The sequence below is a fragment of the Stappia stellulata DSM 5886 genome, assembly GCF_000423705.1.
Classification (GTDB): Bacteria; Pseudomonadota; Alphaproteobacteria; order Rhizobiales; family Stappiaceae; genus Stappia; species Stappia stellulata.
The window spans coordinates 156,035-182,641 of record NZ_KE384082.1 but is presented as its reverse complement, the minus strand read 5'-3'; the positions used below and the strand labels follow the sequence as shown (position 1 = coordinate 182,641).

The following is a 26,607-nucleotide window of genomic DNA, read 5'->3' as shown; positions in this document are numbered from 1 at the left end:
GTATCGAAACTGGTGCCCGAGCGATAGCTGAAGCCGGTGACGCTGCTGCCGAACCTCACCCGCCGTGCATCGGACTGGCCCGGCCATCTTCAGGCTGTGGCAGGCCGCATCGATGAACTCCCGGTGGTGCGGCCCGGAGGAAAATCTGAGCGGGCGCAGGTCAGTCCAAATACTCCGAAGGGATCGGCGGGTAGCCTTCCCAGACTTCGACGCTCTTTCCCTCAATGTCTGTAAATATGGAGACTGTCTCGGCCGGTTGGAATATGTCCGGACGAGACAGAAGGAAGCGGAAGACCGGTTGGTTGATGTCTTCCACGCCGATATCGACGAGCACCGTGTCCATGGAAAAGTCCGGGTAGAGTGGCGAGTAGCTGTCGTTGTCGTCGTCGTAAAGGACGTTGTCGATCACATCTATGCGGATTCCGTGAACCCTGGGCGGGGGAGAGCCCCAATAGTTCCCATATTCGACGTCGCTGTCTTCCTCGAGATAAATACCTGTCTCGCGTTCGATCAAATCGACGATTTCCTGCTGGTCCGTGGTGCCGGTTTGATAGATGGCATAAGCTGAATAGCTTCTGGTCATGGCAATATCCTGAAAGGGCCGCGGTTCGGGTGGAAGGTCCAGTCCCGGTAAATCATGATGGACACCTTTCGACCGGTGGTTCTTTCTAGCGTTTGCAACATCATGTCGAGTTCAAGCCACTTCGCTGTTTTCGCATCCGGCCCAATCGGTTTCGTACGGTCTCCCGCTCGCCGCTGCGCGCCGGCCTTCAAAGCCGCGGCGAACAGTTTCGGGCTGACGACGGCGAGATCGTAGTCGCTATTTCCGCCCGTATCGAAACTGGTGCCCGAGCGATAGCTGAAGCCGGTGACGCTGCTGCCGAACATCACCAGCCGCGCATCGGAATGGCCGGCCATCTTCAGGCTGTGGTACGCTGCGTCGGTGAATTCCCGGTAGTGCAGCTCCGAGCCAAATCCCAATGGCCGTGCCGGATGCGAGCGATAATAATAGGCACCCGGCGTTGGCGCCAGTGCGATGGGGCCATAGCGGGTCGATATGGTGCCCGTCAAAGGAGGGCGTGCCGGCTGAGGCAAGCCCGGTCCGCGACCGCCGGGCGGGTTGTTGTGGCCCCGTCCGGGCGTTCCGGCCCCATACGCACGGAGTCTGGCGAGTTCCTGGAGTCTTGCCTGGGCGGCGTTCCGTATCGCTGAATAGTGCGAAATCAGTCCGTCGTAGGAATTCGGAACGGTTGCCGATTGCGGCATTTTCCAGTTGGGATCCTGCCTGCGAAGGGTTCTGACGATCCCTTCTGTTCGATCTCTTGCTGTTTGAAGCCGAAGCGATTGATTTGGTGTGTAGGTCGTCCGGGTGCCGCGCCTCCGACCCCCTCTCCCGCCAACGAGAATGACCTTCGCGGGCCCGCCCGTCGGGCCGCTGCCGTCGGTCCATCGTCCGCCGAAACGGTGACCGGCGGGAATGCGCGGCTGTGCGGGATTGAAGTTCGCCTTGGCGGCCCGGTCCAACGCCCGCATGAACCGAAGCCAGGCCACATGCGAGCGCAGCTGCAGAATGCCGCGTCGTATTTCGTCAATCGATTGGTTGCAGGTCATCGCTCGCGCCCGGTTGTCTCTCATGGAAACTGTAAGCGCGATGTTCGGTGCGAGGATTTATTTGCCGATATTGCGGAAGACGCGACAATTATTCGAATACAGTCGAGGGTTAATTGTTTCGGCGGGACTATTTCCGGAAATCCTGTCCTTGCGGAATGACCCGCCGGTCGGCTTTCGGGATTGATTTGCTAAAGCTCCGTCAGCGTGCGACTCTCCTTGAAATTGGCAGAAAGGGCTACCGTGCCGAGCGAAATTCTTCACGTCATCATGATCAAGCCGTCGCATTACGATGCGGACGGCTATCCCATCCAGTGGCTTCGCTCGATGATGCCGTCGAACACGCTGGCGACGATCAACGGACTGCTGATCGATTGCGCGGCGCGCAGGGTTCTGGGGCCGGATGTGGAGATCCGTTCGCAGGCGCTGGACGAGACCAACACCCGTATCAGGCCCGACAGGATCATCCGCCGCATCCGCCGCGACGGCGGGCGGGCGCTGATCATGATGGTGGGGGTCCAGACCAACCAGTTCCCGCGCGCCGTCGATCTGGCGCAGCCCTTTCTGAAGGCCGATGTCCCGGTCGCGATCGGCGGGTTTCACGTGTCAGGCTGCAAGTCGATGCTGAAGGAGCAGCCGCCGGAAATCGTCGCCGCGCGCGAGATGGGCATCTCGCTCTTTGCCGGCGAGCTGGAAGAGCGTCGCATGGACGAGGTTTTGCGCGACGCTTACGCGGGCACGCTGAAACCGGAGTACGATTATCTTGCGGCGCTACCGTCGCTCGGGGGCGAGCCGATCCCCTTTCTCGACCGCAAGACCGTCGGTCGAACCGGTGCCGATTACACCAGTTTCGACCTCGGGCGCGGCTGTCCCTACCAGTGTTCCTTCTGCACCATCATCAATGTTCAGGGGCGCAAGAGCCGGTTTCGCACGCCCGACGACCTTGAGGCGATCATTCGTGCCAATCTGGCGCAGGGGATCTACAAGTTCTTCGTCACCGACGACGATCTGGCGCGCAACCGCAACTGGGAGACGCTGTTCGACCGGCTGATCCATTTGCGCGATGTTGAAGGCCTGCATTTCCGGTTGACCATCCAGGTCGACATGCTCTGCCACAAGATCGACGGCTTCATCGAAAAGGCCTGCCGCGCCGGTGTCGAACGGGTGTTCATGGGCCTGGAAAACGTCAATCCGGACAACCTGCTGGAAGCGAACAAGCGACAGAACAAGATCACCGAATACCGGGCCATGATCCAGAAGTGGCGCGAGTATGGCGCGACGATCATCGCCGGCTATATTCTCGGGTTCGAGGCGGACCGGCGCGAGAGCATTCTGCGCGACATCAGGATCGTTCAGGAAGAGCTGCCGATCGATCTGCTGGAATTCTTCGTTCTGACGCCGCTGCCGGGATCGGCAGATCACAAGAAGATGGCGGAGGCCGGGGTCTGGATGGATCCGGACCCGAACAAATACGACGCCTGTCAGCGGGTGACCCATCACAGCCAAATGTCCGATGCCGAGTGGGACGGGATCTACCGCGATGCCTGGCATGCCTATTACACGCCGGAGCATATCGAACGCATCGGACGGCGGTCGGCCGCCCAGAAGAACAAGGGCATCAACCTCAACGAAGTCGTGGAATTCTATCTCGCCTACAAGCTGGAGGGCGTGCATCCGCTTGAAGGCGGGCTGCTGCGTCGGCGCTATCGGCACGACCGGCGTCCAGGGCTGCCGCTTGAGCCGGCACTTACGTTCTATCCCCGGCATTGGGCGCGGTCGTTCGGGAACCTGGCGCGTCTCGCCTGGGGAGTCTTGCAGGCCAATCGTTTGCAGAAGCGGATCTTTTCCGATCCGGACCGTTTGGCCTACACCGATCTTGCAACCACGCCGCCCGAGGAGGGCGATCACGAGAGGCTCGCGCTTTACCGCGAGACCACCGGCGGTCAGGGCGCGGTCAAGCGCGGACGCAGCGTTGCGGCAGCGCGCACCGCTGTTGCGGCGCGGTCCTGAGGCGCCGACCGCAGGTCTCGGCGCGGCTCTGGCTAGCGGTCACGGCAATCCGCCACCGGCAGGCATCGCCCGCCGGCGGTGTTTCGCCATTTCCGGTTTCATGGCAATCCCGTTTATTCGGGCGGAGTGCCTAGTCCGGTTTTGCCGGTCGGGCCGGTGCCTTGCCGCGGGGCGCCGTGGCACCTGCGGCGTTTGCCATCTTGCTGCCGAAGGTGGCCGTGTCCGATTTCGGGGCCGACTTTTCCTTCTTCGGCTTCCTGGCTTCGCGGTTGCTGCGTTGCTGTCCCTTAGCCATGTCCGAATGTTCTTTCCGAAAGGGTTGCGTCGAGGCCGTCGGCGGCGTCGACCGGTTCGAGGCTGTCCTGGGTGGCGACCCGCTCGTGGCGTTCTTCCTCGTTGCGGATCCGGTATTGGGGCGAACCGCCGACCGGCGGGAGCGTGCCGGTGATGCGGTAGTTGTTGGTGGCGGGCGCACCGCCGATCCGGCCCTTCAGCCGAACGCTGTCGCCAAGCGCGAAGAGATGCGTCTCGGCATCCACTGCGGGCGGGCCGATGTTGCGCCGGCGATAGGCTGTGATTGTCATGTGTCTTTCCAGTTCTGGCGTGGCGGCATTGCGAAGCCGCCGGGTCGGTCCCCGTCGCGTGCGCCCGTCGAATGCGTCCATGTTCCTGCCGTCGCGCGTTCGAACGCCGGGCGTTCGCGCTTGCGTGTGGGGGGCAAGGAAAAAGGAAACGGCGCGTGGAAGCCGGGCCGTCAAGCGTCAGGGATTTACTTGAAGGCCCGAAAATCGTCATCGATGAAATTTGCGATTTTTCTTGTCAGGAAGAGCGCGATAATTCACCAAAACAAGATCAATATACAGGAGGATCCGGAATTAAGTAAGCCGTCACCGATTTTATTTTGGCCCGGGCGTCCTCCGACTTTCCCTGACGCGACGATGGCAGCGGCTGGACGCCTCGCAGCGAGGGCGTATGATAAGAAAAGGAGCGACGTTCCAGTTTCGGACCTGCCATGATTCACCCGGCGCGCCTCGATGGGTTTCCTGAGGACCATCCCGATCCGATCATTTCCTACGTGGGCAAGGAAAGGGCCGGGTCCGTTACCGTGCCGCATGCCCATGGGCGCGCGCAGCTGTTTCACATCCTGCGCGGTTCGGTGACGGTGGTCACCCAGGCGGGGACCTTCGTCGTTCCGCCGGAGCGGGCGATCTTCATTCCGCCCCGGATCACCCACAATTCCACCTATCACACCGACACCGATGTGCGCTTTCTCTACATGCGGGCGGAAGGGCTGCCCGCGATGCCCGAGGCGCCCTTCGTCGTTCAGGTCACCCCGCTGTTGCGCGAGCTTATCATTGCCTTCATGGGCTCCGCGCCGGACTATGCGCCGGACGACGCCACGGGGCGGCTGACGGCCGTGCTCGTCGACCAGATCGCGGCCTCGCATGTCGCGCCACTGCATTTGCCGATGCCGGCGGATGCGCGGTTGCGCACAGCGCTGGCACCGTTGATCGCGGACCCGGCGACGGAGCTGACAGCGGCAGCACTTGCCGCGCGGGCCAGTCTTTCGCTGCGCTCCTTCGAACGGCATTTTTCCGGCGAGACCGGCCTGACCTTTCGCGCCTGGCGGCGACAGGCGAAGTTGATGAAGGCGGTTGAGTGGCTCTCCCAGGGCATGGCCGTCGGCGAGATATCCGATCGGTTGGGCTACGAGGGGCCGAGCGCCTTCGTCGCGACCTTCAAGAAGACCTTCGGGGTGACGCCGGGACGCTATTTCCGGAAAGCCTGAAAGGGTTTGCGGGCAGGGGCGTCAGGTTTCGCGGATCGGCAGCGGACGCTGTTCCTCGATCGCCTCCATGGCGAAATAGGAGGTCACCGTGTCGAGTTCCACCCCCGCGATCAGCCGCTGGTAGACTGCGTCGTAGCCGGCCATGTCGCGGGTCACGATCTTCAGCATGTAATCGTAGTCGCCGCCGATCCGGTAGAAGTCGATCACCTCCGGGATCGTCGAGACATGGGTGCGGAACCGCGTCAGCCAGTCGAGCGAATGGTGGCGGGTGCGCACCATCATGAAAACGACCAGGTCGAGGCCGAGTTTTTCCCGGTCGAGCCGCGTGCTCTGGCCGAGAATGACGCCGGCCTTCTTCAACGACTGGATCCGGTTCCAGCAAGCGTTCGCCGACAGGTGAACCCGCTCGGCGAGCTGGCGCTGGGTGAGGCTGCCGTCACGCTGGATAAGTCGCAGGATCGCGGCATTGAACTGGTCGATCATTTTATTCCCGTCTCGATCAAAATCATCAAATCTGGGACAAGTCTCGTTTAGTTTGGTGCAAATTTCAGCAAAATAAGGACAATTCTAACGCCTTCTGCAACTCAAAACCGCATTCGGGAGGCAAAATGAGGCACCTGGGGGATTTCGCGACGGATCTTCGCGCGCATGGCGACGTGCTCGCCAGGCTGCGCGGCGATGTGATCGGCGAGGGCATGAGCTTCGAGGGGCCCTTCGGAACGCGGCGGCTGGTCTATGCCGACTATACCGCCTCGGGGCGAGCGCTTCGCCGCATCGAGCGGTTCGTCGCGGAAAGCGTGTTGCCCGTCTACGCCAACAGCCACACGGAAGCCTCGTTTTGCGGAACCGCGATGACGCGGCTGCGGGCCGAGGCGCGATCCGAGATCGCGCGGCTTCTCAACGCGGGGCCGGAGACCTCGGTGATCTTTGCCGGCAGCGGTGCCACGGCGGGCGTTACCAAACTCGTTTCGTTGTTCGGCCTCGATGGCCGGGCCCCGAAAGCGGAAGAGGGGCAGCGTCCTGTGGTGTTGACGGGCCCCTACGAGCATCATTCCAACATCCTGCCCTGGCGCGAATCCGCAGCCGATGTGATCGCGGTCGAAGAGGCGGCGTCCGGCGGCCCGGACCTCGACGAACTGGAGGCGATCCTCAAGCGGAATGCCGACCGGCCGTTGATCGTCGGCGCGTTTTCCGCCGCGTCGAATGTCACCGGACTTGTCACGGATGTTGTCGCGGTCACGCGGATCCTGAAGCGGCACGGAGCACTTGCCGTGTGGGACTATGCCGGCGGCGCGCCCTATCTTTCCATCGACATGCGGCCGGCGCCCGACGTTGCGCTCGATGCCGTCTTCCTGTCGCCGCACAAGTTCGCCGGCGGACCGGCGGCGTCCGGCGTGCTGGCGGTGCGCGACGATGCGGTGCAGCGCAAGATCCCGACAGCGCCGGGCGGCGGGACCGTGTCCTTCGTGTCGCCCTGGGGGCACGACTATGCGGCCTCGCTATCCGCGCGCGAAGAGGCGGGCACGCCGGATGTGATCGGCGACATTCGTGCCGCGCTCGTCTTCCTGGTGAAGGAGGCGATCGGTCAGGAAACGATCACCGCGCTCGACAACGCGCTTTGCGCGCGCGCCTTCGCGGCCTGGTCCGAGGTTCCCGGGATCGACATTCTGGCCGGCGACAAGCGGAGGCGGCTGCCGATCTTCTCATTCCGGCTCAGCGACGGTGCGGGCGGTTTCATCCACCAGCAGCTTGTGACGCGAATGCTGAGCGACCATTACGGCATTCAGGCGCGGGGCGGTTGCGCTTGCGCGGGGCCTTACGGGCACCGGTTGCTGAAAATCGATGCGGCCGCATCCTCCCTGTTGAGAGACGCGATCCTGACGGGCGAGGAGATCGAAAAGCCGGGCTGGTGCCGGCTCAACCTGTCGTATCTGATGGACGATACAACGGTCGGTTTCGTGCTGGACAGCGTTGCCGATCTTGCGCGGCGCGCACCGTCTCTCGTGCCGCTTTATGCCTGCGACCGCACGACCGCGCGGTTCTCGGCCGCCGGGTAGGGCTGGAGACAAAAAGGGGGCCGCGTCGCCGCGGCCCCCTTTCGGCATTCCGTGTCGTTTCGCGTCAGGCCGCGCGGACGCCGGCCAGGAACTTGTCGACTTCGCCGCGCAGCACTTCCGACTGCTGGGACAGCTCGTTGGCCGCGCTCACCAGCTGGCTGCTGGCGGCACCGGTTTCCGCTGCCGTGGAGCTGACGCTGGTGATGGTGGTCGTCACCTCGTGCATGCCGCTCGACACCTGTTCGATGTTGCGGGCGATCTCATGGGTGGCGGAGCCTTGCTGCTCGACCGAGGCCGAGATCGCCGTCGAAACCTGGCGGATCCGGTCGATCGTTTCGCCGATCGAGCCGATGGAGGAGACGGTTTCCTCCGTCGCGCCCTGGATGCCCTTGATCTGCTTGCCGATTTCCTCGGTTGCCTTTGCCGTCTGGCTGGCCAGTTCCTTGACCTCGGCGGCAACCACCGCGAAGCCCTTGCCGGCCTCGCCGGCGCGGGCCGCCTCGATGGTGGCGTTCAGCGCCAGCAGGTTGGTCTGCTCGGCGATGTCGGTGATCAGGGCGATGACCTCGCCGATCTTCTCCGCCGCAGTGGTCAGGGCCGAGACCCGCTGGTTGGTCGCGGCGACATTCTGGACCGCCGCTTCGGAGATCTCCTGGGAATCGCTGACCTGGCGGTTGATCTCGGAGATCGAGCTCGACAGCTCTTCCGCGGCACCGGAGACGGCCTGCACATTCGTGGAGGCTTCCTCGGCGGCCGCCGAAACGGTTGCCGAGCCGGCCGAGTTCTCTTCCGCGGAGGCGGAGAGGGTCTGGGCGGAGGCAAGCATTTCGGTTGCCGCAGACGAGACGCTGTTGACGATGCCGCCGACGGCCGCCTCGAATTCGGAGGCCAGCTTTTCGCGCGCCGCACGGGCTTCCTCGACGGCGCGCGCCTCGAGTTCGGCCTGCTGGCTTTCCAGTCGCTTCACCTCGATCGCATTGTCCTTGAAGGTCTGCACGGCGGAGGCCATGTCGCCGATCTCGTCGCGGCGGCCCTGATAGGGCACGTCGGTGGTGAGATCGCCGCCGGCCAGATGGAGCATGGTTGCATTCATCCGGGTAATCGGTCCCGAAACCCCACGGGCAAACAGGAAGCCGGCCACACCCGTGATCACCACAATGCCAACCCCGAGCATCAGGATCCAGTTGCGCAGTTCGATCGTCGGTTCTTGCACTTCCTGCGCATCGATGTCGGCGAGGAGTGCCCAGTTCACACCGTGGAAGCTCAACGGGGTGTAGCTGGAGAGAACCTCTTCGCCGCGGTAGTCGATGGCGTTCGCCACGCCGCTCTTGCCGGCGAGCGCATCGCGCACCGTCGTGGTGTCTGCCGTCAGGCTGAGGATGCTTGTCTCCTCGCCCTCCTTGCGAAACCGGCTGTCGGAGCGCATCAGCATGTCGGAGCCGACCAGATAAGTCTCGCCCGTCCGGCCGAGACCGGCGCCATTGCCCATGATCATGTTGATCCGGTCGATCGGCATCTGAAAGACGAGCGCGCCCTTGAAGGACCCGTCCTCGTTTATCACGGGGCTGGCGATGAAGCTTGCCGGTGCGCCGTTCGACGGCATGTAGGCCGAGAAATCCGTAAAGGCGATGGATCCGGCGGTGCCGCTGTCGCGCACCCGCTTGAACACGGTCGCGATATCCGTGTTCTTCCACTTGCCGGTCAGCAGGTTGGTACCGAAATCGTTTTCCTTGAAGACCGAATAGACGAGGTCGCCATTCGGCTCCACGAGGAAGACATCGTAGTAGCCGCGGGCCTGAAGCAGATTGCGGAACCAGGGGTGAAATTGGGCGTGGGTCTTGCTGTAGGCGCTGCCGTCGCTGGCCGCATCCAGCTTGTGCTTTTCGCCGAGCGGGTGCGGATTGTCAAAAATATAGGCGTTGCGAAGCGCGGTGTTTTCCGCCGCGCCCGTGTTGCCGTAGGAGGTGTTGAACGCCGCCAGGGCGTCCCGGGTCATCGCGTTGTCGGCGACCACCCTGAGGTCTTCCTCGATGCTCTTGAGATAGAGCTCCATTTCTGATTTTCGCGATCCGACCACCGCTTGCATGTTTCGCATCGCCGCTTCGGAGAGATATTTGCTGGACGACAGATAGGAAGAAGCACCGGTAATAACAGTTGCAAGAATTGAGAAAGCAACCACTAGAAGCGGTATTTTGACAGCGATTGACAGTCTGGGAAGTCGCGCGAACATCACAAGCGCTCCGTTTTTATTGGTTCAGTACTTCATGGATGGCGGAGAATGATTAATTCTTGCTAAAGTCAACACGCGACATTCCGATTTTTCGGGAACTTAGTTTGAGGTAAAGAAGAATCTGTACTACCCTTGATTGCGTTTTTGCCGTGATCGTTGCTGGATCGTTTTGGCTGTCCTTGTGGCTGTGCCGGTTTCGTTGGGACTGCGCGCAACTCGCCGGGCAGGCGGTGCCGCCTTTTGTGCCTCGTGATTTCCAAGCCGCTGTTCGATTGCGCATGCCACAAAGGGGCGCTGCTGGCGAGTGCCAACTCGCTCGCGCAAGGGCAGGAGACGGATGCGACGGGGGATATGGTGCCCGAAAACACTCGCCACAATCAGGCGGTCTGCACGCCGCCGGAGAGCGCAGCGGTGCCGGAGACTGGCAGGGGACAATCGCGGGTGATCGCGTTCCTGACCGGGCACAAGAGGGGCGTCAAAATAGCCCCCTTCGTGCGCCGGAGCTTTCCGTATTGGAAGGGGGCGGCTTGATGGGGCGAAGGCGTTGGCCCTGAGGGCAAGCGTCTAGCGGACCAGGTCCTTCATCGCCGCGTCCAGTCCCTCAAGGGTGAGCGGATGGTGGCGGCCCTCCATCAGCTTCTGGATCATCTGGATGGAGTGCGTATAGGCCCAATGGCGCTCCGAGACCGGATTGAGCCACACGTTTTTCTGGTAGTGCGCCGTCAACCGCTGGATCCAGGCTGCTCCCGGTTCCTCGTTCCAGTGTTCCACGGATCCGCCGGCATAGGCGATCTCGTAGGGGCTCATCGAGGCGTCGCCGACGAAGATCAGCTTGTAGTCAGGCCCGTATTTGTGGAGCACGTCATAGGTCGGAAGGCGTTCGGAATGGCGGCGCGCGTTGTTCTTCCAGACGAATTCATAGGGACAATTGTGGAAGTAGAAATACTCCATCACCTTGAATTCGGTGCGCGCGGCTGAAAACAGCTCCTCGCAGACGCGAATGTGATCGTCCATCGATCCGCCGATGTCGAAGAACAAAAGCACTTTCACGGCGTTGCGGCGTTCCGGGCGCATCTTGATGTCGAGCAGGCCCTTGTGGGCGGTGGCGCGGATCGTGTCATCGAGATCGAGTTCCTCCGCAGCCCCCTGACGGGCGAAGCGGCGCAAGCGCTTGAGCGCGACCTTGATGTTGCGGGTGCCGAGTTCGACGGTGTCGTCAAGATCCTTGAACGTGCGCTTGTCCCAGACCTTCACCGCGCGGCGATGCCGGCTTTCGTCCTGGCCGATCCGCACGCCTTCGGGGTTGTAGCCATAGGCGCCGAAGGGCGAAGTGCCGGCCGTGCCGATCCATTTGTTGCCGCCCTGGTGGCGGTCCTTTTGCTCCTTCAGCCGCTCTTTCAACGTTTCCATCAGCTTCTCGAAGCCGCCAAGCGCCTCGATCTGGGCCTTTTCCTCATCGCTGAGATGTTTTTCGGCGAGTTTGCGCAGCCATTCCTCGGGCAGCTCCTCCGCCTCGATTGCCGCGCCCAGATCCAGACCCTTGAAGGTCTGGCCGAAAATCCGGTCGAACTTGTCGAGATTGGCCTCGTTCTTCACCAGGCAGGCGCGGGCGAGATAATAGAAATCCTCGACCTGGCGGTCGGCCAGGTCGGCTTTCAGCGCTTCCATCAAGGTGAGGTACTCGCGAAGGGATACCGGGACCCCGCCGGAGCGCAGATTGGTCAGGAACGTGATGAACATCGTCGCACGTTAGGAGCGTTGCCGCACGCTGTCGAGAGCCTCGAAAGGCGTCAGGTGTTTTTGCTGCCGGCGGCCATGGCGGCGGCGGCGTCACTTGCGGCCGCGGCCAGCCAGACGGTTTGCGTCGACAGTTGCGCCAGGGCCTCGATCGCAAGCGGGCGCGCCAGCAGGTAGCCCTGTCCAAGCCGAACGCCAAGTGCCTTCAGCGCGGCAAGCTGGTCCTGGGTCTCGATGCCCTCGGCGATCACATGCGCCTGCATCTGGCGGGCGATGTCGATGATGTTGGGAACGAGAGAGGCGCGCAGCGAGGTCTCGCTGACGTCGATGCCCTGAACGAACTGCTTGTCGATCTTGAGGTAGTCCGGCGCCATGCGGCGAACCTCCGCGAGATTGGAAAACCCCGCGCCGAAGTCGTCGATGGACACGGTGAAGCCGAGCGCGCGCAGGTGGCTCAATGCGGCTTCCTTGTCCATGCGCAACATCGATCCGGCTTCCACGACCTCACAGTTTACGGCCAGTCCGTCGCGGTGCGCACGGGCGACCGCGCGCGAAGCGGTGATATTGGGCAGATTGTCCTCTCGCAGGTCGTTCTGGAAGAAATTGATCGAAACGGTCCACGCCTGCGCCGCAGGCCCGACCGTCGCGAGATCGTCGGTGACAATTTCGATGATCCGTTCGGTGAAGGCCCATGTGTCATGCACTCGGTCGATCTCGGGAATGAAGACGTCGGGTGGCAGCGGGCCGATTTCGTCCTCGAACCGCGCAAGAGCCTCGACACCTTCGATCCTGCCGCTCTCCAGGTCGACGATCGGCTGGTAGTGACAGTGGAACCCGCCGCCATGGGGATCGTGGATTGCCCGGGCGATCCGGCCGGGAATGCTTTTTTGATACCGCAGCCGGTTGAAAATGCGTCGTTGCGCGACGGCGACGATCAGCAGACAGAAGGCGATGCTGGAGACGATCAGCACCGTGTGGCGCTCGAGGATCGCCGTGCCGCTGTAGTGCCCGGCAAGGCAGAAGCCCAGCTGTTCGCGTTCGTTGCAAAGCACCGCGGAGATGCCGGTGGAGAGCGGGCCGGCGCTCATGTCGGCCGCGATCCGTTCGTTGAAGAGCCCCGGCGTCCCGTAGAGGTGGATGCCGTAGTCCTCGTCCGGCGGACGGGTGAAGGCCTCCCAGTCGAACGCGACCTTGCTTCCCGACAGCACTCGCTGGTCGATCAGGACGCCGATCCGACCGGCGGCGATAAAGAGGTTGGCGGAGCTCTCCGGCAAGCCATCGGCCTTGAAATCGAGCCAGATGAAGCGCCCGGGGCGGCGTTGCGACTGGAAAGTCGGCTCCGAAATCGCGAGCGGACGGTCAAACACCCCGAACATTCCCGAGCAGATGGCGGAGCTTCCTCCGGCCGCATCCAGGATCAGGATGTCATGGACCGCATTGTTGATGAAAAGCGTGGTGCGGAGTTCGTTCAGATATGCGGGCGTGCACGCCAGGTCCACATCGTCGCCAAGACCGTCAAGGGCAATATTCGCCTGCCTGGTGACGAGCGCGGTCCGCGCCATCATCCCTTGCAGGGACGCGCCGATCTCGCCGCGCACTTCGTGCCCGTGCAACACCTTGATCGTAAAGAGGCAGATCAGGCCGATCAGGAGTCCCAGACAGATGCTGATCGCACGATCTCTGGATACAAAGGCCAAGTCGTTACCCGGTTTAATTCTGCTTCAACCAGACTGGCGGTTAAAAGTCAGAATTGCAAGAACTGTATATTTTAGATACATGTAAAAAATAACCATTAAATTCCGATGTTTATTGTCGACGTTTTCCACGGAACGCGCGACCCACCCGGCCTGGTCTTTTGCGCCGAGCCGTCACGGCGCTCTGCTCGCCAAGGTCCGGTTACGGCCCGTTTTCAGCTTCGTCCGGACGTTTTCTCCAGCAACGCCCGGGTTTCCGGGTCGCTGCGGAACATCTCGCCCATCACGTCGGAGACCGCAGGTCCGCCATGGCCGACAAAGGGGAGGGGACGGCATACCGCGATGGCGGCGATGCCGACGCGCGCGGTCAGGAGGCCGTTGATCACGCCTTCGCCGAGACGCGCGGAGAGGCGGGCGGCCAGGCCGTGGCCGAGCAGTTGCGACACCAGGCTGTCGCCCGCCGCCATGCCGCCGGTCATGGCGAGATGCGTCACCACGTGACGGGCCAGACGCAGGAAGCCGAACAGCCCGGGCCGCCCGCCATAAAGGTCCGCGAGGCGGCGCATCACCCGCAGGTTTTCCATCAGAACGACGGCGAGGTCGAGCGCCGCGCGCGGCGAAACGGCGGTCACGACGGAGACGCGCTTGACGCTCTCCTGGACGATGCGCACGGCGCGGGCGTCGATCTGCTTCATCAATTCGCGTTCGGCAAGGCGCACCAGATCGCGGCCGTCGATCACTTCGCGCAGATGCGCGGTCAGGGCGGCGCGGCCTGCCGCCGTCTCCGGGCGGCCGGAATAGAGTGCCATCAGATCGGCGAGGCCGGCCCGCGCGGCAACCTCGTCATCCTGTTCGGCGGCCAGCGTCAGCCCCTCGCGCAACCTGTCGATCTTGCGAAGCCGCAGGAGGCCGAAGACCTCGCGCAAGGCGAGACCCAGGGCCGCGGCAGCGGCCAGGGCGGCAAGGGCGACCGCGGTCCAGCCGAGCCAGTCGGTGCGGGCGAAGAGATCGCGGATGAGCGCATCGACCGAAAGGCCGATCGCCAGCGAGGCCAGCCCGCCCAGGCCCACGGCGAGCCATCGCCCCCAGCGCGGTCCGCGCCGTGTCTCGAGCGGTGGGGGCACGGCTTCGGCCTCGGCGCCCGCGTCGGATCCGACCTCCTCCGTCTCCATGGACAGACGTGTATCGTCGATCCGGAAGGCGGCCGGCCGGCGACGCTTGCGTTCGCGCGGTCCGTTCTCGTCCCGGGGCGGTTGCTTTTCGCTCATGACAGATGGTCTCCAAAGAGGAAATGCAGAGCCCGGTCGAGGCGGATGTGCGGCAGCGAGAGCTTCAACCCTTCCGCCGTCGTTTGCAGCTCGGGCGGTCGGAACCGCACGAAGCGCACCGGCGGCTGCGGCTCCGCCCCTGTCGTGAAAACGGCTTCCGGATCGTCCGGCAGGTCGCCCGGGAAGAGCGCGATTTCCGTTTTGCCGTCGTAGGTCTCGCCGTTGACGCGTTCACCGGGCAGCGGCGTGCCGAGGATCGCCGGCATGGCTTCGCCGTCGTGGGTGACACGCGCTTCCCGTGTGGCCCGGATCGCGGCGAGTGCCAGAACGTCGACCTCGGCACCGCTGTAGTGGGCGCGCTCCAGCGCCCGTTTGACCAGGCGGCTCAGGATCGCTTCCAGCCGGTCATGATCCGCGCGGTGAAGGTGGTCCGCCTTGGTCGCGGCGAACAGGATCTTGTCGATGCGCCGCGTCAGGATGGAGAACAGCCGCGACACCCGTCCCGGCCGGAAGGCGGCCAGGATCTCCGACAGGGCGGTTTCCAGATCGGCGAGCGCGGCCGGTCCGGCATTCAGCGCACCGAGCGCATCGACGAGCACGATCTGCCGGTCGAGGCGGGCGAAATGATCGCGGAAGAACGGCCGCACGACGTGTTTCTTGTAGGATTCGTAGCGCCGCTCCATCATCGCGCGCAGGGATCCCGGTGGCGCGGTTCCGGCGTCCGGCGCAAGGTCGAGCGGCGCGAAGGTCAGGGCCGGCGAACCGTCCATGTCGCCCGGCATCAAAAAGCGCCCCGGCGGCAGCATGGAGAGCGCGCGCCCCTCCGCGCGGCAGTCGGCCAGATAGGCGGTGTAGTGGCGCGCGAGCTCGCGGGCGGCCGTCTCGTCGGCTTCCGCCTCGGGGTCGATGCCGGCGAGGGCGTCGAGAAACGGGCGGGCGATTGGCGTGCGGGCATCCTGGCGCGCCCGTTCCAGCGCTTCGCGCGAGAACGTCTGGAAGTCCTTGTCCAGAAGCGGCAGGTCGAGAAGCCACTCGCCCGGATAATCGACGATGTCGAGATGAAGCTTGCCGCGCCCAAGCGTCCGCGACAGGAAGTGCGCGGATTCAAACGTGATCGTCAGCCTGAGTTCCGAGACCTGGCGGGTGGATTGCGGCCAGTCGCGCTGTTTCAGGAGCGTATCGACATGGGCCTCGACGTCGAAACGCGGCACGGCATCGTCCGGCTGCGGTTCGAGCGCGGCGCGCGCAATGCGCCCTTCGGCGGCAGCATCCAGCATCGGCAGGCGGCCGCCGTTCACCAGATTGTGGATCAACGCGGTGATGAACACCGTCTTGCCGGCACGCGACAGGCCGGTGACGCCAAGGCGCACGGTGGGAGTGCCCAGGTCGCTCACGGTCTCGGCGATATTGTCGACGGAGTATCGGACTTCGTCGCTCAGGCGGGAAAGAAACGTCTTGCGGGTCAATGTATGTCTCCGCGCCGCCATGTGGTGGGAGGCGTGTGGTCATGCAAGGGAGAGGCATCGCGAAAGGCGATCGAACATCGCAGGGTGTTGTCGGCGCGGCTGTCACGCCCCCTCGTCCGTGGGCGGCGCATTGCCCCCGTCGTTTGCGGCCTCCGGCAATGCGGACAGCGACGTCGACGCGACCGGAAGATGGCGGGGCAGGCAATAGGCGACGATCCGCCCGGTTTCGCGCTCCACCTCCGACCACCGGTTCGCGGCGAAATCGATCACGGCCAGCGCGGCGGTGGGGTATTTGCCTTCAATGGCTTCGACCAACGAGGGATTGCCGCTTCCCACGAGCTCGAGCGCGGTGTCGCGCATCGCGGGATTGTGCCCGATCAGCATCAGCGTTCGTGAAGTGCCGCCAAGGGCGCGCACCATGTCCACGTAGTCCATTTCGGAATCGTCGTAGATGCCGCGTGTGATGCGGATGTCGGTCTCCCCGGCAAGGTGGGGCATGACGAGTGCAAGCGTTTCCCTTGCGCGCTGGGCCGTGGAGCACAGCACCTTGTCGGGGATCAGGCCGTGGCGGGCCATGTGTTCGCCGACAGCGGGCGCGGCGTTGCGCCCGCGCGTGTTCAGGGTCCGGTCGTGGTCCAGCACCGTTGCGTCGTTCCAGTCGGATTTCGCGTGCCTCAACAGCAGCAGTCGCAACATGGCGTGCCCCTCTTCGTGTCCACCCGGTTCAGATTGAACATACAAAGCGGATGGACCGCGCCACAAGTGGGCGCGAGCGGGTTGAAGAACCCGCAGGGTGCGCGCCTGGAAGATCAAGGCAGCGACGACAGGGCATGAAACGATGGAAAGGCGAGTGCCGGGTCATGGCTCTTGCCGGTTACTGGCCTCTTCTCATCCGTCCTCCGGGTCCCGGCGGTATTCGATGATGTCGCCCGGCTGGCACTCCAGCGCCTGACAGATCCGCTCGAGTGTATCGAAGCGCACGCCCTTCACCTTGCCGGATTTCAGAAGGGAGACATTCTGCTCGGTGATGCCGATGCGTTCGGCCAGCTCGCGGGAGCGCATTTTCCGCCGTGCCAGCATGACATCGAGATTGATGATGATCGCCATGATGCGCTTCCTTACACGAACTGGCGGTTCTCGTCCGCAACCCTTGCCGCTTCCTCCAGTGTCCAGCCCAGCACGATCAAGAGCATGCCGGCGATGATCGCGGTGACGTCGTTGCTGCCGAAGCCGACAGCCAGCACCCGTTCGCCGGGCGGGTTCGGCAGGGAGACGACAACGCTGGCGATGGTGCGGATCAAGATCGTGAGGGGGCCGAGCGCGGTGACGATAACGCCGATCCGCTTCAGTCGGCGCCCGCTTTCGGGGGTCAGGACCTCTCCCCGCGCGAACCCGAGGAACAGCTGCCGAACAGTCAGAAAACCGGCGAGCGCGACAAGCAGGGGGATGGCGGCAAGGATGAGGGCGCCGGCGCGGGTCCAGGGCGTCAGGACCGCGCGCTGCGAGGAGGCCACCGTTTCGAGCAGCTGGGCATCGAGCGTCGACGGGTTGAGGGTTGCGAGGGCGACGACCATCGCCGGCAACGCCATGATCGCGACGATGGGCACGAGCGTAACCCCTGCCATCACGCGGCTGACCCGGCCAATGCGTGCCATGCGCGTGGTGGCGATATCCGGACCGGGCGAGGTGTTCGTCATGGCTCATTTCCTTCATGAGATAATTTGTTTTTTTATCATTATACGATAAGAAATAGTCGTCAACTTTGATTTTCGTGAATGCGCGACAATGCCGGAGTACAGTCATGCCGCCCGATTTTCCCGTTCCGCCCGGTTGCATCGGCTGCGGTTGATCGGCCTTCTTGTCGTGCTCGGACCGCTGCTCGCCACCTGCGGGCATGTGCCCGTCGCAAGCATGGTGCAGCTTCGCGCATTCGATCTGAAAACCACCGATCCCGTGCAGTTGATGATCGCCGTGGGACATCCCCACTGGATCCGCATTCCGCAAGGCGGTGCGGCGATGGTGATCGAGGAGCGCGGCACGCCGGAGGGGGACGTGGTTCAACGCGACGAAATCGTTTTCGAACGGGTCACGGACGTGCGCAAGACCGGGCAGCTCGCAGTGGAGCGGCAAAGCGGCACGACGCTCACCGTTTTCTCCGTCCCCCGGGCGGATGTGCACCGCTTGCGGTCCGTGCAGCGCCGCCTTGGCGCGCGCCGTACACACGACGCCTCGCAGGCAAGAGGCTCGCTTTCTGTCTCCGTGAAGGGATGCCGTGTCGGGTCGGCCCGGGACGGACCCGTGCCGGTTTCCACATATCTCGCCGCAAGCGAGTTCGAGGGATTTGTGCCGCTGCTGCGCGATTTCGACCTGCGGGCGGCGATGATCGAGGCCGGCGCGCCGGTCGAAAACGCGATTGCCAGCTGTGACACGGCCGCCGAAGACGACGGCTGAGGTGCGGCCTCCACAGGCCTCAGCGGCGGTTCCCCTTGGCCATGACCGAGGCAAAGGCGGTCACCATCGGACCGATGCTCTCGGCCTGGGAAGGCAGCGTATAGACCATCCACAAGGTGTAATCGGCGTTTGTCGCGGCGAACCGCCACAGGGTCTCGCAGCGCGTGCCGTCGCCCCGGTGTCCGGTGCGAAAGGAGACGCCGGCGGCCGAGGCTCCGGTCGTTTCAAGCCGCGAAAAGCCCGCTTCGGAATAGCGTTTGGCAAAGGTGCGCGTGATGTCGGCGCTGGTTCCCGCGGGATGGCTGCGCAGGATCGCATTGGTGCCGTCGTCGCCCTGATAGACGCATCCCGCGATCCGGTCGACGCCGCTGCCGAGCACCTGGATGCGGTTGAGCGAGGCGACCCGGTCGGGGCAGGTCAGGCCGGTGAAATGGCGCATGCCCGTGATGACCGTGCGCCATCCGGATTCCGTTGCGCCGTCCTGCGCGCGGGCTTCGCCGGAAAGCCCGCCCAGCGAAAGGAGGCCGGCAAGCGCAAGGACGGCGGTGGCGAGCAGGGTCAGCGGCCGTCGCGACGATTGAGAAAGGCGAGGCGCTCGAACAGATGCACATCCTGTTCGTTCTTCAGCAGGGCGCCATGCAGCGGCGGGATCAGCTTCTTGGTGTCGCGCTCGCGCAGGTCGGCCGGATCCATGTCCTCGTTGAGCAGCAGCTTGATCCAATCCAGCAACTCCGATGTGGAGGGTTTCTTCTTCAGGCCCGGCGTGTCGCGGACATCGTAGAAGATTTTCAGTGCTTCGCGCAGCAATTCCGTCTTCAGGCCCGGAAAATGCACCTCGACGATGTCCGTCATCGTGTCGGCATCGGGGAAGGTGATGTAGTGGAAGAAGCAGCGGCGCAGGAAGGCGTCCGGCAGTTCCTTCTCGTTGTTGGAGGTGATGATCACCACGGGGCGCTGGCGGGCGCGGATCATCTCGCCGGTCTCGTAGACATGGAACTCCATGCGGTCGAGTTCCTGCAGCAGGTCGTTGGGAAATTCGATGTCGGCCTTGTCGATCTCGTCGATCAGCAGCACCGGCCGCGCGTCGGCCGCAAAGGCTTCCCAAAGCTTGCCCTTGCGAATGTAATTGGCGATGTCGTGGACCCGGTCGTCGCCGAGCTGGCTGTCGCGCAGCCGCGACACCGCGTCGTATTCGTAAAGGCCCTGCTGCGCCTTGGTGGTCGATTTGATGTGCCACTCGATCAGCGGGGCATTCAGGGCGCCGGCGATTTCCTGCGCGAGAATGGTCTTGCCGGTTCCCGGCTCGCCCTTGACCAGCAACGGCCGTTCCAGTGTCACGGCCGCGTTGACCGCAATCCGCAGGTCCTCCGTTGCGACATAGCCGGACGTGCCCTCAAAACGCATGAAAATCTCCGCTCATAACTGATCTTGCAGTGCACACTATGGGGCGGTCGGGGCCGGCGCAAGATGTCGCCCTTGCCCTTGCAGGCCGGCATTTGTTGCCGGGAGTGCGCGGACAAAGCTGCCGGTCGGTCGCGCCCTGCCGGGTTCGCAGTCCAAAGTCCGATTCTGAAATCTTCGATATTCCATATGGTTAACGAAATTCCCTGAACTGGCACAGGGTTTGCCAACCCCAGGACCGAGACCGGCGTGCCCAGCGGCGCCGGAAAGTCCGTCCTGTCCGTCCTGGAGGATCACATGGGTGTTTTTGGTGCATTGAACGCGGCCGTTTCCGGCCTTTCCGCGCAGGCTTTCGCGCTGGAGAACATTTCCGGCAACATCGCCAACGCGGCGACCGTTGGCTACAAGCGGCTCGACACGTCGTTTTCCGATCTCGTTGGCGGTGGCAAGGGTGCGCAGCCCGGCCAGATCGCCGGCACCGTGTCCGCCAACTCGCGCGCGACCAACGGCCTGCAGGGCGATCTGCAGCAGAGCCAGGTCGACACCTACATGGGGATCAACGGGGGCGGCTATTTCGTCGTGCAGGGCAAGGCCGGCGAGGTCGACGGTCGGACGATCTTCTCCGGAAACGATCTTTACACCCGTCGCGGCGATTTCGAGGTCGACAAGGAAGGCCGTCTGGTCAATGGCGCCGGCTACTACCTGATGGGCCAGCCGATCGATCCGGTCACCAAGAACGTCTCCGGCTCGGTTCCCCAGATCATCACAATCGACAATTCGGTCATTCCGGCCGTGACAACGGATCGCATCGCCTATGAGGGCAATCTGCCGACAACGCCGCAGACGAGCAACCAGCTCGCCGGTGGCGACGAGCTGCTCGACGCGACGCTGACCAAGGCATCGACCGGTGCCGCTCCCGATGCCGCGGCCGTGGGTCAGACCGTCGGCGTCGACGCCATCAATGCCGACGACGAGGTCGCTTTCCTCAACAGCTCCATCGCCGGCGAGGCGATCACCGTCTACAACTCGAGCGGCACGCCGGTAAACGTGCAGATGCGCTGGGCCAAGACCTTCGAGGATGACGGCTCGCAGCCGGACACCTGGTCGCTCTACTACCTGTCGGATTCCGGGGCCACGGGCGCCAATCCGAAGTGGACCAAGGTGTCGGACGCGCAGTTCGATTCCAGCGCCGGCAACGGCGGACAGATGCTGGTTCCCGCCAATGACGCGATGACGGTCACCGGCCTAGCCGTCGACGGCGAGGTCGTCGGCGACATGACGCTCGATTTCGGCACCGGCGCGCTGACGCAGTTCTCCGATTCCAACGGCAGTGCCAAGATCTCCAAGCTGACGCAGAACGGTTATCCGGCAGGCGATCTCTCGGGGATCTCGATTTCGGAAGCCGGCCGTCTCGTCGCCTCCTACTCCAACGGCCGGACCCGCGAGCTGCACGAGATTTCGCTCGTGTCCTTCTCCGGTGAAGCATGGCTTGAGCGCGTCGACGGCGGCGCCTTCGAGGTCACGCCGGAATCGGGCGAGCCGATTGCGGGCGCGCAGGGGCGGATCGTCGGAAAGCGGCTGGAATCGTCGAACACCGACATCGCGGATGAATTCTCCAAGCTGATCGTCACCCAGCAGGCCTATTCCGCCAACACGCGGATCGTCTCCTCGGGCGACCAGATGCTCCAGGAAGCCATCAACATGATCCGGTAACCGGATCGGCGAGACCGCCCGGCCGGCATCGTCCGGCCGGGCATTCATGACCGCAGGCGCGAAGGCCGGGTGAAACGATGGGACTGAGCAGCGCTCTCAATACCGCATTGATCGGACTGGGGTTCAACCAGCGCCAGCTCGATGTGACGGCGACCAACATCGCCAATGCCGACACGGCCGGCTACACGCGAAAGTCCGTCTCCGCGTCCGTCTCCTATGACGGCAACGGCATCGTCACCGGTGTCGACGCGGACAGCATGCGCCGCTACCTCGACACCGCAGTCCAGGGGCAATACCGCACATCGCTTGCGGAACAGAATTACGCGAGCGTCGCCCAGCAGTACACAGCGCGTCTCGACTCGCTGTTCGGAACCATCCAGGACGCGGGCTCGCTGCCCAATACGGTCAATTCCTTCATTTCGTCGATGTCCAACCTGGTCTCCGGCCCGGAGAATTACAGCAATCGGCTCGAGGTGATGCGCAGTGCCGAGGCGCTGGTCGGCAAGATCAATGCGATGTCGGAAAACATCCAGGGCATGCGGCAGGAGGTCGAGTACCAGATCGGCGAGCAGGTCGACCGGGTCAACGACCTGCTTGCGGACATCAAGTCGCTTGACCGGCAGGTGATCGCGGCGAGCCAGGACGGCGACAAGCCGGTCGGGCTGATGGATCAGCGCGACATGCTGCTGGAGGAACTGTCCGGCTACATCGACATCGAGGTCAAGCCGACCGAGCAGGGCGGGGTGCGCGTGCACACCTCCGGCGGCACGATGCTTTACGACGTCGACGTCATGAAGCTCAAGTTCGACGGGCGCGGCAACATCAACGCCGATGCGCTCTACAACATCGACCCGGCCAAGCGCCGCGTCGGCACGCTGACGCTTGAAAACTCCGAAGGCAGCCAGATCGACCTGTTGTCGACGCGCACCCTGCGCAGCGGTTCGCTTGTCGGCCTGGTCAACATGCGCGACGAGGCGCTGACCGACGCCCAGACCCAGCTGGACGAACTGGCGGGATCTCTGGCAAGGGCCTTTTCCACCCATGTGGAACCGGGAACGGCCTATCCTGCCGTGGGCACGCAGACCGGCTACGAGCTCGATCTCGCCAATCTCCAGCCCGGCGACAGCGTGTCCTTCGACTACAAGGATCTCGGCACCGGGCTGTCGAAATCCGTGACGATCTATCGGTCCGACGGGCCGGAGCCGCCGGCGCTGACGGCGACAAACGATCCGGATGCGATTTTCCTCGCCGTGGATTTCTCCAGCGGCAACTATGCGACGATCGCGGCCGGGATCCAGAGCGCACTCGATGGCGACCCGCGCGTCGGCGCGGGCGTGTTCTCGGCGAGCAATCCGGCCGGCTCCACGCTCAGGCTGGAAAGCACGGCCCCTGCCAGCCTGCGAATTGAATCGGCACAGGCAAACGAGACGGTCTCCGGCCCGTCGGCCCATGGCGATGCCTTTGCGCTCTTCGTGGACGATGGCGACAAGACCTTCACGGGGATGGCCGACGGGCGACCGAACGTCACCGGATTTGCCTCGCGGATCAGCATCGGGTCGAACTTCCTCGATAACCCGTCCCTTCTGGTGGAATATGCGCCCGGTATTGCGACCGGCGATGCGACGCGCCCGCAGGCGGTGCTCGACAAGCTGACGCTGACCAAAACCACCTTCTCCCCGAAAACCCGCATCGGCGGATCCGGTTCGCTGTTCGAGGGGTCGATCAACGACTTCGTGACCGCGTCGGTCTCGCATCAAAGCGGGCGTTCCGCGCAGGCGCAGGCGACGGTCACCGGCCAGCAGGTGGTGACGGCGAACCTGAAGTCGCGGCTCGACGATTCATCCAAGGTCAGCGTCGATCAGGAGCTTGCCCAGCTGGTGCAGCTCCAGAACGCCTATGCAGCCAACGCGCGGGTGATGCAGGTGGTGCGCGAACTCTACGACATCCTGATGCGGAGCTAGTGACGAGCCATGGCGATCAATCCCTACGGCGGCGGGTTTTCGACGCCCAGCCAGGTCAACTACCTGACCAACCTGCGCAACCAGATGAACGAGCTTCAGCGCCAGTTCGGCTCCGGCTTGAAGTCGGAGACCTATGGCGGTCTCGGTTCGGAGCGGGTGCTCGATCTTTCGATGAAGCAGCAGCTTTCCGAGATCGGCGTCTACAAGCAGACGAACCAGTTCGCCGACCTGCGGCTGTCGACGCTGGATCAGACCAGCGAGCGGATGGAGGAGATCCGCATCGAGGCCAAGGCCGCGACCGACCAAAACAACTTCGAGCTCTTCAGCGACGGGCGCACCTCCACGCAGACCTCGACGGAAATCGCGCTGCGCGAGTTCATGTCGCATCTGAACACCGACGTCGGCGGGCGCTACGTGTTCTCGGGCAAGACCGCCGACACGCTTCCGGTTCAAAGCCTCGATTACGTGATGAAGGGCGACGGCAATTATGCCGGTCTCAAGACCGTGGTGGGCGAGTACAACCAGGCAGATCTCGGTGCGCTCAACAACGGCCGGCTGACGACCGCGCGGGTTGGAACCCAGGTCACGGTGGCGGAGGACGGGGCGCATCCCTTCGGCTTCAAGATCGACAGCGTTGCCACGGCCGCGAGCAATGTGTCGGTGACGCAAACGGCCGGGCCGCCGGCGTCGCTCGACATCGATTTCACCGGCCAGCCGCAGCCGGGCGAGAGCATTCGCGTGTTCTTCTCGCTTCCCGACGGTTCCAAGAGCGAGGTCGAGATCGGTGTCTTCGGCGGCGCGAACGATCCAGAATTCACCTTCCAGCGCGGTGCGACGCCAGCCGATACGGCGCAGTTCTTCCAGGGGGCCCTCGACAGCGCCCTTCAGCGCGAGGCGAACACGGAACTCAAGGCGGCCTCCACCGTCCGCGCGACGGATGCCTTTTTCGACACGGCGCCGAAGTCGCCGGTTCCCCCGGGCTATCAGCCGCTTGCCCGTGTGGTGCCGAGCGCCGGACCTCCGGCGGATTTCACCACCGCCACGAGCCTGCGCGACGGCACGGCAGACACCGTGGCCTGGTACACGGGCGACAACGACCCGGGCGATCCGCGCAAAGACAGCCGCGCAACCATCGACGAGAACCTCAAGGTGAACTACGGCGCGCGGGCCAATGAGGCGGGGTACCGCGAAGTCGTGCAGGCGCTCGCCGGCTTTGCGGTCGCCGACTTCTCCGCCGCCCAGCCGGACAATCAGAAATTCTACGAGGCAATGGCGCAGCGCTCCTATGACGGGCTAACGCCGCCGGGGTCGGAAGCCTCCGGCATTCGCCGCAATCACATGGAGTTTGCCGCCGCACACCGCACGGTCCAGGACGCGGAAATGCGGCACCGCGTGGCGGAAGGCTCGGTCAAATCGGTCATCGACGAGATCGAAGGGGTCAACAAGGAAGAGGTTGCAATGAAGCTCCTGTCGCTGAGGACGGCTCTTGAGATGAGCTATCAGGCGACGAGCATCACGCTGAACCTCTCGCTGTCGAACTATCTCTGAGGCCCGGGCTTCCCGGGGCACGTCGTCCGACGGCGGCGTGGGAGAAAGCGGACGCAGAAGGCGTCCTTGAACGCGCAGAAGGCGCGACAACACGACCCGGAACGAAGCGCAGAACGCGCTCCGGAGCGCGCAGAAGGCGCATGAGCAGACCGGAAGAGGGGCACAGAAGGTGCCCTTGAGAGCGCAGAAGGCGCAAGGAACGAACCGGGGCCCGGCGCAGAAGGCGCCTGAAAACGTGCAGAAGGCACGGGTGATGACCGGACAGGGGCGCAGAAGGCGTTCCCGGATCGCGCAGAAGGCGCAAGCAAAAAGGGGAACCGGCACGAGCCTGCCGGTTCCCCTTTTTTGTGCCTGGAAGGCAAGTCACACGGGAGAGGGAGGCGCGGTGGCGCGGCAACCCCTGTCAGACGCAAAAACGCCGGCCAGGGGCCGGCGCATTCGACAGGAGACTGCATGGAACGCCGGACGGGCACGGGTGCCTGTCCGGTTGCGGTGCGTTCAGCTGCCGCGCAGGCCCATGGCGATGTTGCGGTTGATCTGGATCAGCGTCGTGAGCCGTTCGGGGCTCGGGTCTGCCATCACATCAAGCGTGTGCTTCAAAATGAAGGCGCCCAGCGATCCGAGGTTCTGTTTGACCTCGATGGGAAGCGGATTGTCGTTGCTCGTCACCGAGGTTGCCAGGATCGTCCACAGACGGCGATTGTAGGTCAGGGCGTCGTCCAGCGTGACGGGGCCGCCGGTGTCCCAGTCATCCTTGACCGCTTGCAGGCGCGCGGCCGCCTTCATCAGGAGCGTCGCTTCCAGCTCCCTCGGGCTCACTGCCGTTTGCGCCGTCTGCTGATATGCTGCTGTGGCCTGATTGTACATGTTCGATCAGTTCCCGTTCATACTCGACCAGTTTTCGAGCCCGTCTCAGTGCAGCGTAGAGCGACCCGGTTAAGATCTCATTGTTGACCGCATGGATCAGCTCCATCGTGCTCGGCGCGGCCTGGATCAAATCCTGGATCAGTTCGAAATAGATCTTCTTGTGTCGCTCGATGTCCTGATTCAGATACATGAGCTGAACGGTCAGATAGATCCGTTTCGCCGGCGTGTTCGCCGTTTGGGCTGTATAGATGTCCTTTTCACGCAGGATCGGCTCATTGCCCTCGATAAAGATATGCGTCCGGTGATCTCCGTTGGTGATGACCGTGGAGCCGACGATAAATCTTTCGCGGGGGCGCAGTTCGATCTTGAGTGCCATGTTCAGAGAATCGCACAACGGGTTGATTCAAGCAACAAATAAGTGCTTCAGAAGAAAAATATCGAATCGGAAAAAATTGCCGGGTAATAATTGCCGCATTTGTTTGTATTTCAATGTATTAAAGTGAATGAATCCCTAAATCACTTCGTGCCCGTCTCGCGAGCGCAAGGCGCTTCCGGGCCTCCTTCCGGTCGCGGTTCGGGGAGCCGTTTCAAGACGGTGAGCGGGGCCTGTCGCCGCACCTCAACGGAAAAGGGCGACGGAAATGTCCGTCGCCCCGTGTGTCTGTGTCACGTTCCCGCCCCTTGCTCAGGGGCTTGATCCTAGAAGAGGCTGAGGACCGCCTGGTCGGCCTGCGAGGACAGCGACAGGGCCGTCGTGGACAGCTGCTGGCGTGTCTGCAGGGCGAGAAGGTTCGCGCCTTCCTCGTT

At 63.5% G+C, this 26,607-nt stretch carries 23 protein-coding genes and 1 pseudogene; 7 read left to right on the top strand and 17 right to left on the bottom strand.

What is annotated here, in order from left to right; translation table 11 throughout:
- Positions 1-160: 160 nt before the first annotated feature.
- Together G572_RS0113185 and G572_RS26265 are read right to left on the bottom strand one after the other, a co-directional pair.
- A complete protein-coding gene (locus G572_RS0113185) occupies positions 161-583 on the bottom strand; it encodes a hypothetical protein (protein ID WP_029058883.1) in 423 nt (140 codons plus the stop codon).
- Positions 580-1,611: a hypothetical protein gene (locus tag G572_RS26265; RefSeq protein ID WP_156884602.1), complete on the bottom strand. Its 1,032-nt coding sequence runs from the start codon at positions 1,609-1,611 to the stop codon at positions 580-582. Before G572_RS26265 ends, G572_RS0113185 begins: the two co-directional genes overlap by 4 nt.
- Before the next feature lie 240 nt (positions 1,612-1,851).
- Here G572_RS26265 and G572_RS0113175 point away from each other — a divergent pair, with 240 nt between their 5' ends.
- The gene (locus tag G572_RS0113175; RefSeq protein ID WP_029058882.1) at positions 1,852-3,618 is read left to right on the top strand and encodes a radical SAM protein; all 1,767 of its coding nucleotides are present in this window, start codon (positions 1,852-1,854) and stop codon (positions 3,616-3,618) included.
- Between the two features lie 287 nt (positions 3,619-3,905).
- On the opposite strand, the gene G572_RS0113165 is transcribed toward G572_RS0113175, so the two are convergent.
- Positions 3,906-4,202 carry a hypothetical protein gene (locus G572_RS0113165; protein ID WP_029058881.1) on the bottom strand — a complete coding sequence of 99 codons (297 nt, stop codon included), beginning with the start codon at positions 4,200-4,202 and terminating at the stop codon, positions 3,906-3,908.
- Positions 4,203-4,630: 428 nt separating this feature from the next.
- On the opposite strand from G572_RS0113165, the gene G572_RS23780 reads away from it, so the two are divergent.
- Positions 4,631-5,407 (top strand): AraC family transcriptional regulator, encoded by a 777-nt coding sequence (locus tag G572_RS23780; protein ID WP_051242344.1) that lies wholly within the window; start codon positions 4,631-4,633, stop codon positions 5,405-5,407.
- Between the two features lie 21 nt (positions 5,408-5,428).
- Here the strand turns inward: G572_RS23780 and G572_RS0113155 are convergent, their stop codons facing one another.
- The gene (locus tag G572_RS0113155) at positions 5,429-5,890 is read right to left on the bottom strand and encodes an Lrp/AsnC family transcriptional regulator (protein WP_029058880.1); all 462 of its coding nucleotides are present in this window, start codon (positions 5,888-5,890) and stop codon (positions 5,429-5,431) included.
- A gap of 125 nt (positions 5,891-6,015) precedes the next feature.
- Here G572_RS0113155 and G572_RS0113150 point away from each other — a divergent pair, with 125 nt between their 5' ends.
- Positions 6,016-7,464, top strand: coding sequence for an aminotransferase class V-fold PLP-dependent enzyme (locus G572_RS0113150; protein ID WP_029058879.1), 1,449 nt, complete (start codon positions 6,016-6,018; stop codon positions 7,462-7,464).
- 64 nt (positions 7,465-7,528) lie between these two features.
- On the opposite strand, the gene G572_RS0113145 is transcribed toward G572_RS0113150, so the two are convergent.
- From G572_RS0113145 to G572_RS25515, 8 genes are all read right to left on the bottom strand, one after another.
- A complete protein-coding gene (locus tag G572_RS0113145; RefSeq protein WP_169391316.1) occupies positions 7,529-9,559 on the bottom strand; it encodes a methyl-accepting chemotaxis protein in 2,031 nt (676 codons plus the stop codon).
- A 699-nt stretch (positions 9,560-10,258) separates the two neighbouring features.
- Positions 10,259-11,434, bottom strand: coding sequence for a vWA domain-containing protein (locus G572_RS0113135; RefSeq protein WP_029058876.1), 1,176 nt, complete (start codon positions 11,432-11,434; stop codon positions 10,259-10,261).
- Positions 11,435-11,484: 50 nt separating this feature from the next.
- Positions 11,485-13,128: an EAL domain-containing protein gene (locus tag G572_RS0113130; RefSeq protein ID WP_029058875.1), complete on the bottom strand. Its 1,644-nt coding sequence runs from the start codon at positions 13,126-13,128 to the stop codon at positions 11,485-11,487.
- A gap of 212 nt (positions 13,129-13,340) precedes the next feature.
- Positions 13,341-14,393: a YcjF family protein gene (locus G572_RS23775; protein WP_051242338.1), complete on the bottom strand. Its 1,053-nt coding sequence runs from the start codon at positions 14,391-14,393 to the stop codon at positions 13,341-13,343.
- The gene (locus G572_RS0113120) at positions 14,390-15,859 is read right to left on the bottom strand and encodes a YcjX family GTP-binding protein (protein ID WP_029058874.1); all 1,470 of its coding nucleotides are present in this window, start codon (positions 15,857-15,859) and stop codon (positions 14,390-14,392) included. The genes G572_RS23775 and G572_RS0113120 overlap by 4 nt, the downstream gene beginning before the upstream one ends.
- 102 nt (positions 15,860-15,961) lie before the next feature.
- Positions 15,962-16,555 carry a SixA phosphatase family protein gene (locus G572_RS23770; protein WP_084650122.1) on the bottom strand — a complete coding sequence of 198 codons (594 nt, stop codon included), beginning with the start codon at positions 16,553-16,555 and terminating at the stop codon, positions 15,962-15,964.
- 192 nt (positions 16,556-16,747) lie between these two features.
- On the bottom strand, positions 16,748-16,966 hold the full coding sequence (locus G572_RS0113110) for a helix-turn-helix domain-containing protein (protein ID WP_029058873.1): 219 nt from the start codon (positions 16,964-16,966) through the stop codon (positions 16,748-16,750).
- Positions 16,967-16,977: 11 nt separating this feature from the next.
- Entirely contained in the window at positions 16,978-17,556 is a 579-nt protein-coding gene (locus G572_RS25515) for a DUF2975 domain-containing protein (protein ID WP_051242335.1), read from the bottom strand.
- An 88-nt stretch (positions 17,557-17,644) separates the two neighbouring features.
- Between G572_RS25515 and G572_RS0113100 the strand changes: the two genes are divergently transcribed.
- The gene (locus tag G572_RS0113100) at positions 17,645-18,310 is read left to right on the top strand and encodes a hypothetical protein (RefSeq protein WP_029058872.1); all 666 of its coding nucleotides are present in this window, start codon (positions 17,645-17,647) and stop codon (positions 18,308-18,310) included.
- A 19-nt stretch (positions 18,311-18,329) separates the two neighbouring features.
- On the opposite strand, the gene G572_RS0113095 is transcribed toward G572_RS0113100, so the two are convergent.
- Both G572_RS0113095 and G572_RS0113090 read right to left on the bottom strand, forming a co-directional pair.
- Positions 18,330-18,749, bottom strand: a complete 420-nt coding sequence (locus tag G572_RS0113095) for a hypothetical protein (protein ID WP_051242333.1) — start codon at positions 18,747-18,749, stop codon at positions 18,330-18,332.
- A 119-nt stretch (positions 18,750-18,868) separates the two neighbouring features.
- The gene (locus G572_RS0113090) at positions 18,869-19,714 is read right to left on the bottom strand and encodes an AAA family ATPase (protein WP_029058870.1); all 846 of its coding nucleotides are present in this window, start codon (positions 19,712-19,714) and stop codon (positions 18,869-18,871) included.
- A gap of 294 nt (positions 19,715-20,008) precedes the next feature.
- On the opposite strand from G572_RS0113090, the gene G572_RS0113085 reads away from it, so the two are divergent.
- From G572_RS0113085 to G572_RS0113075, 3 genes are all read left to right on the top strand, one after another.
- The gene (locus G572_RS0113085) at positions 20,009-21,424 is read left to right on the top strand and encodes a flagellar hook protein FlgE (protein ID WP_029058869.1); all 1,416 of its coding nucleotides are present in this window, start codon (positions 20,009-20,011) and stop codon (positions 21,422-21,424) included.
- Between the two features lie 77 nt (positions 21,425-21,501).
- Entirely contained in the window at positions 21,502-23,385 is a 1,884-nt protein-coding gene (flgK, locus tag G572_RS0113080) for a flagellar hook-associated protein FlgK (protein WP_029058868.1), read from the top strand.
- Between the two features lie 9 nt (positions 23,386-23,394).
- The gene (locus G572_RS0113075) at positions 23,395-24,933 is read left to right on the top strand and encodes a hypothetical protein (RefSeq protein ID WP_051242328.1); all 1,539 of its coding nucleotides are present in this window, start codon (positions 23,395-23,397) and stop codon (positions 24,931-24,933) included.
- A gap of 498 nt (positions 24,934-25,431) precedes the next feature.
- Here the strand turns inward: G572_RS0113075 and flaF are convergent, their stop codons facing one another.
- The 3 genes and pseudogenes from flaF to G572_RS26680 all read right to left on the bottom strand — a co-directional run.
- Positions 25,432-25,800, bottom strand: coding sequence for a flagellar biosynthesis regulator FlaF (flaF, locus tag G572_RS25955; protein ID WP_029058866.1), 369 nt, complete (start codon positions 25,798-25,800; stop codon positions 25,432-25,434).
- Entirely contained in the window at positions 25,682-26,176 is a 495-nt protein-coding gene (gene flbT, locus G572_RS23760) for a flagellar biosynthesis repressor FlbT (protein WP_037546832.1), read from the bottom strand. The genes flaF and flbT overlap by 119 nt, the downstream gene beginning before the upstream one ends.
- A 323-nt stretch (positions 26,177-26,499) precedes the next feature.
- Positions 26,500-26,607, bottom strand: a pseudogene (locus G572_RS26680) (flagellin); the annotation flags it as partial.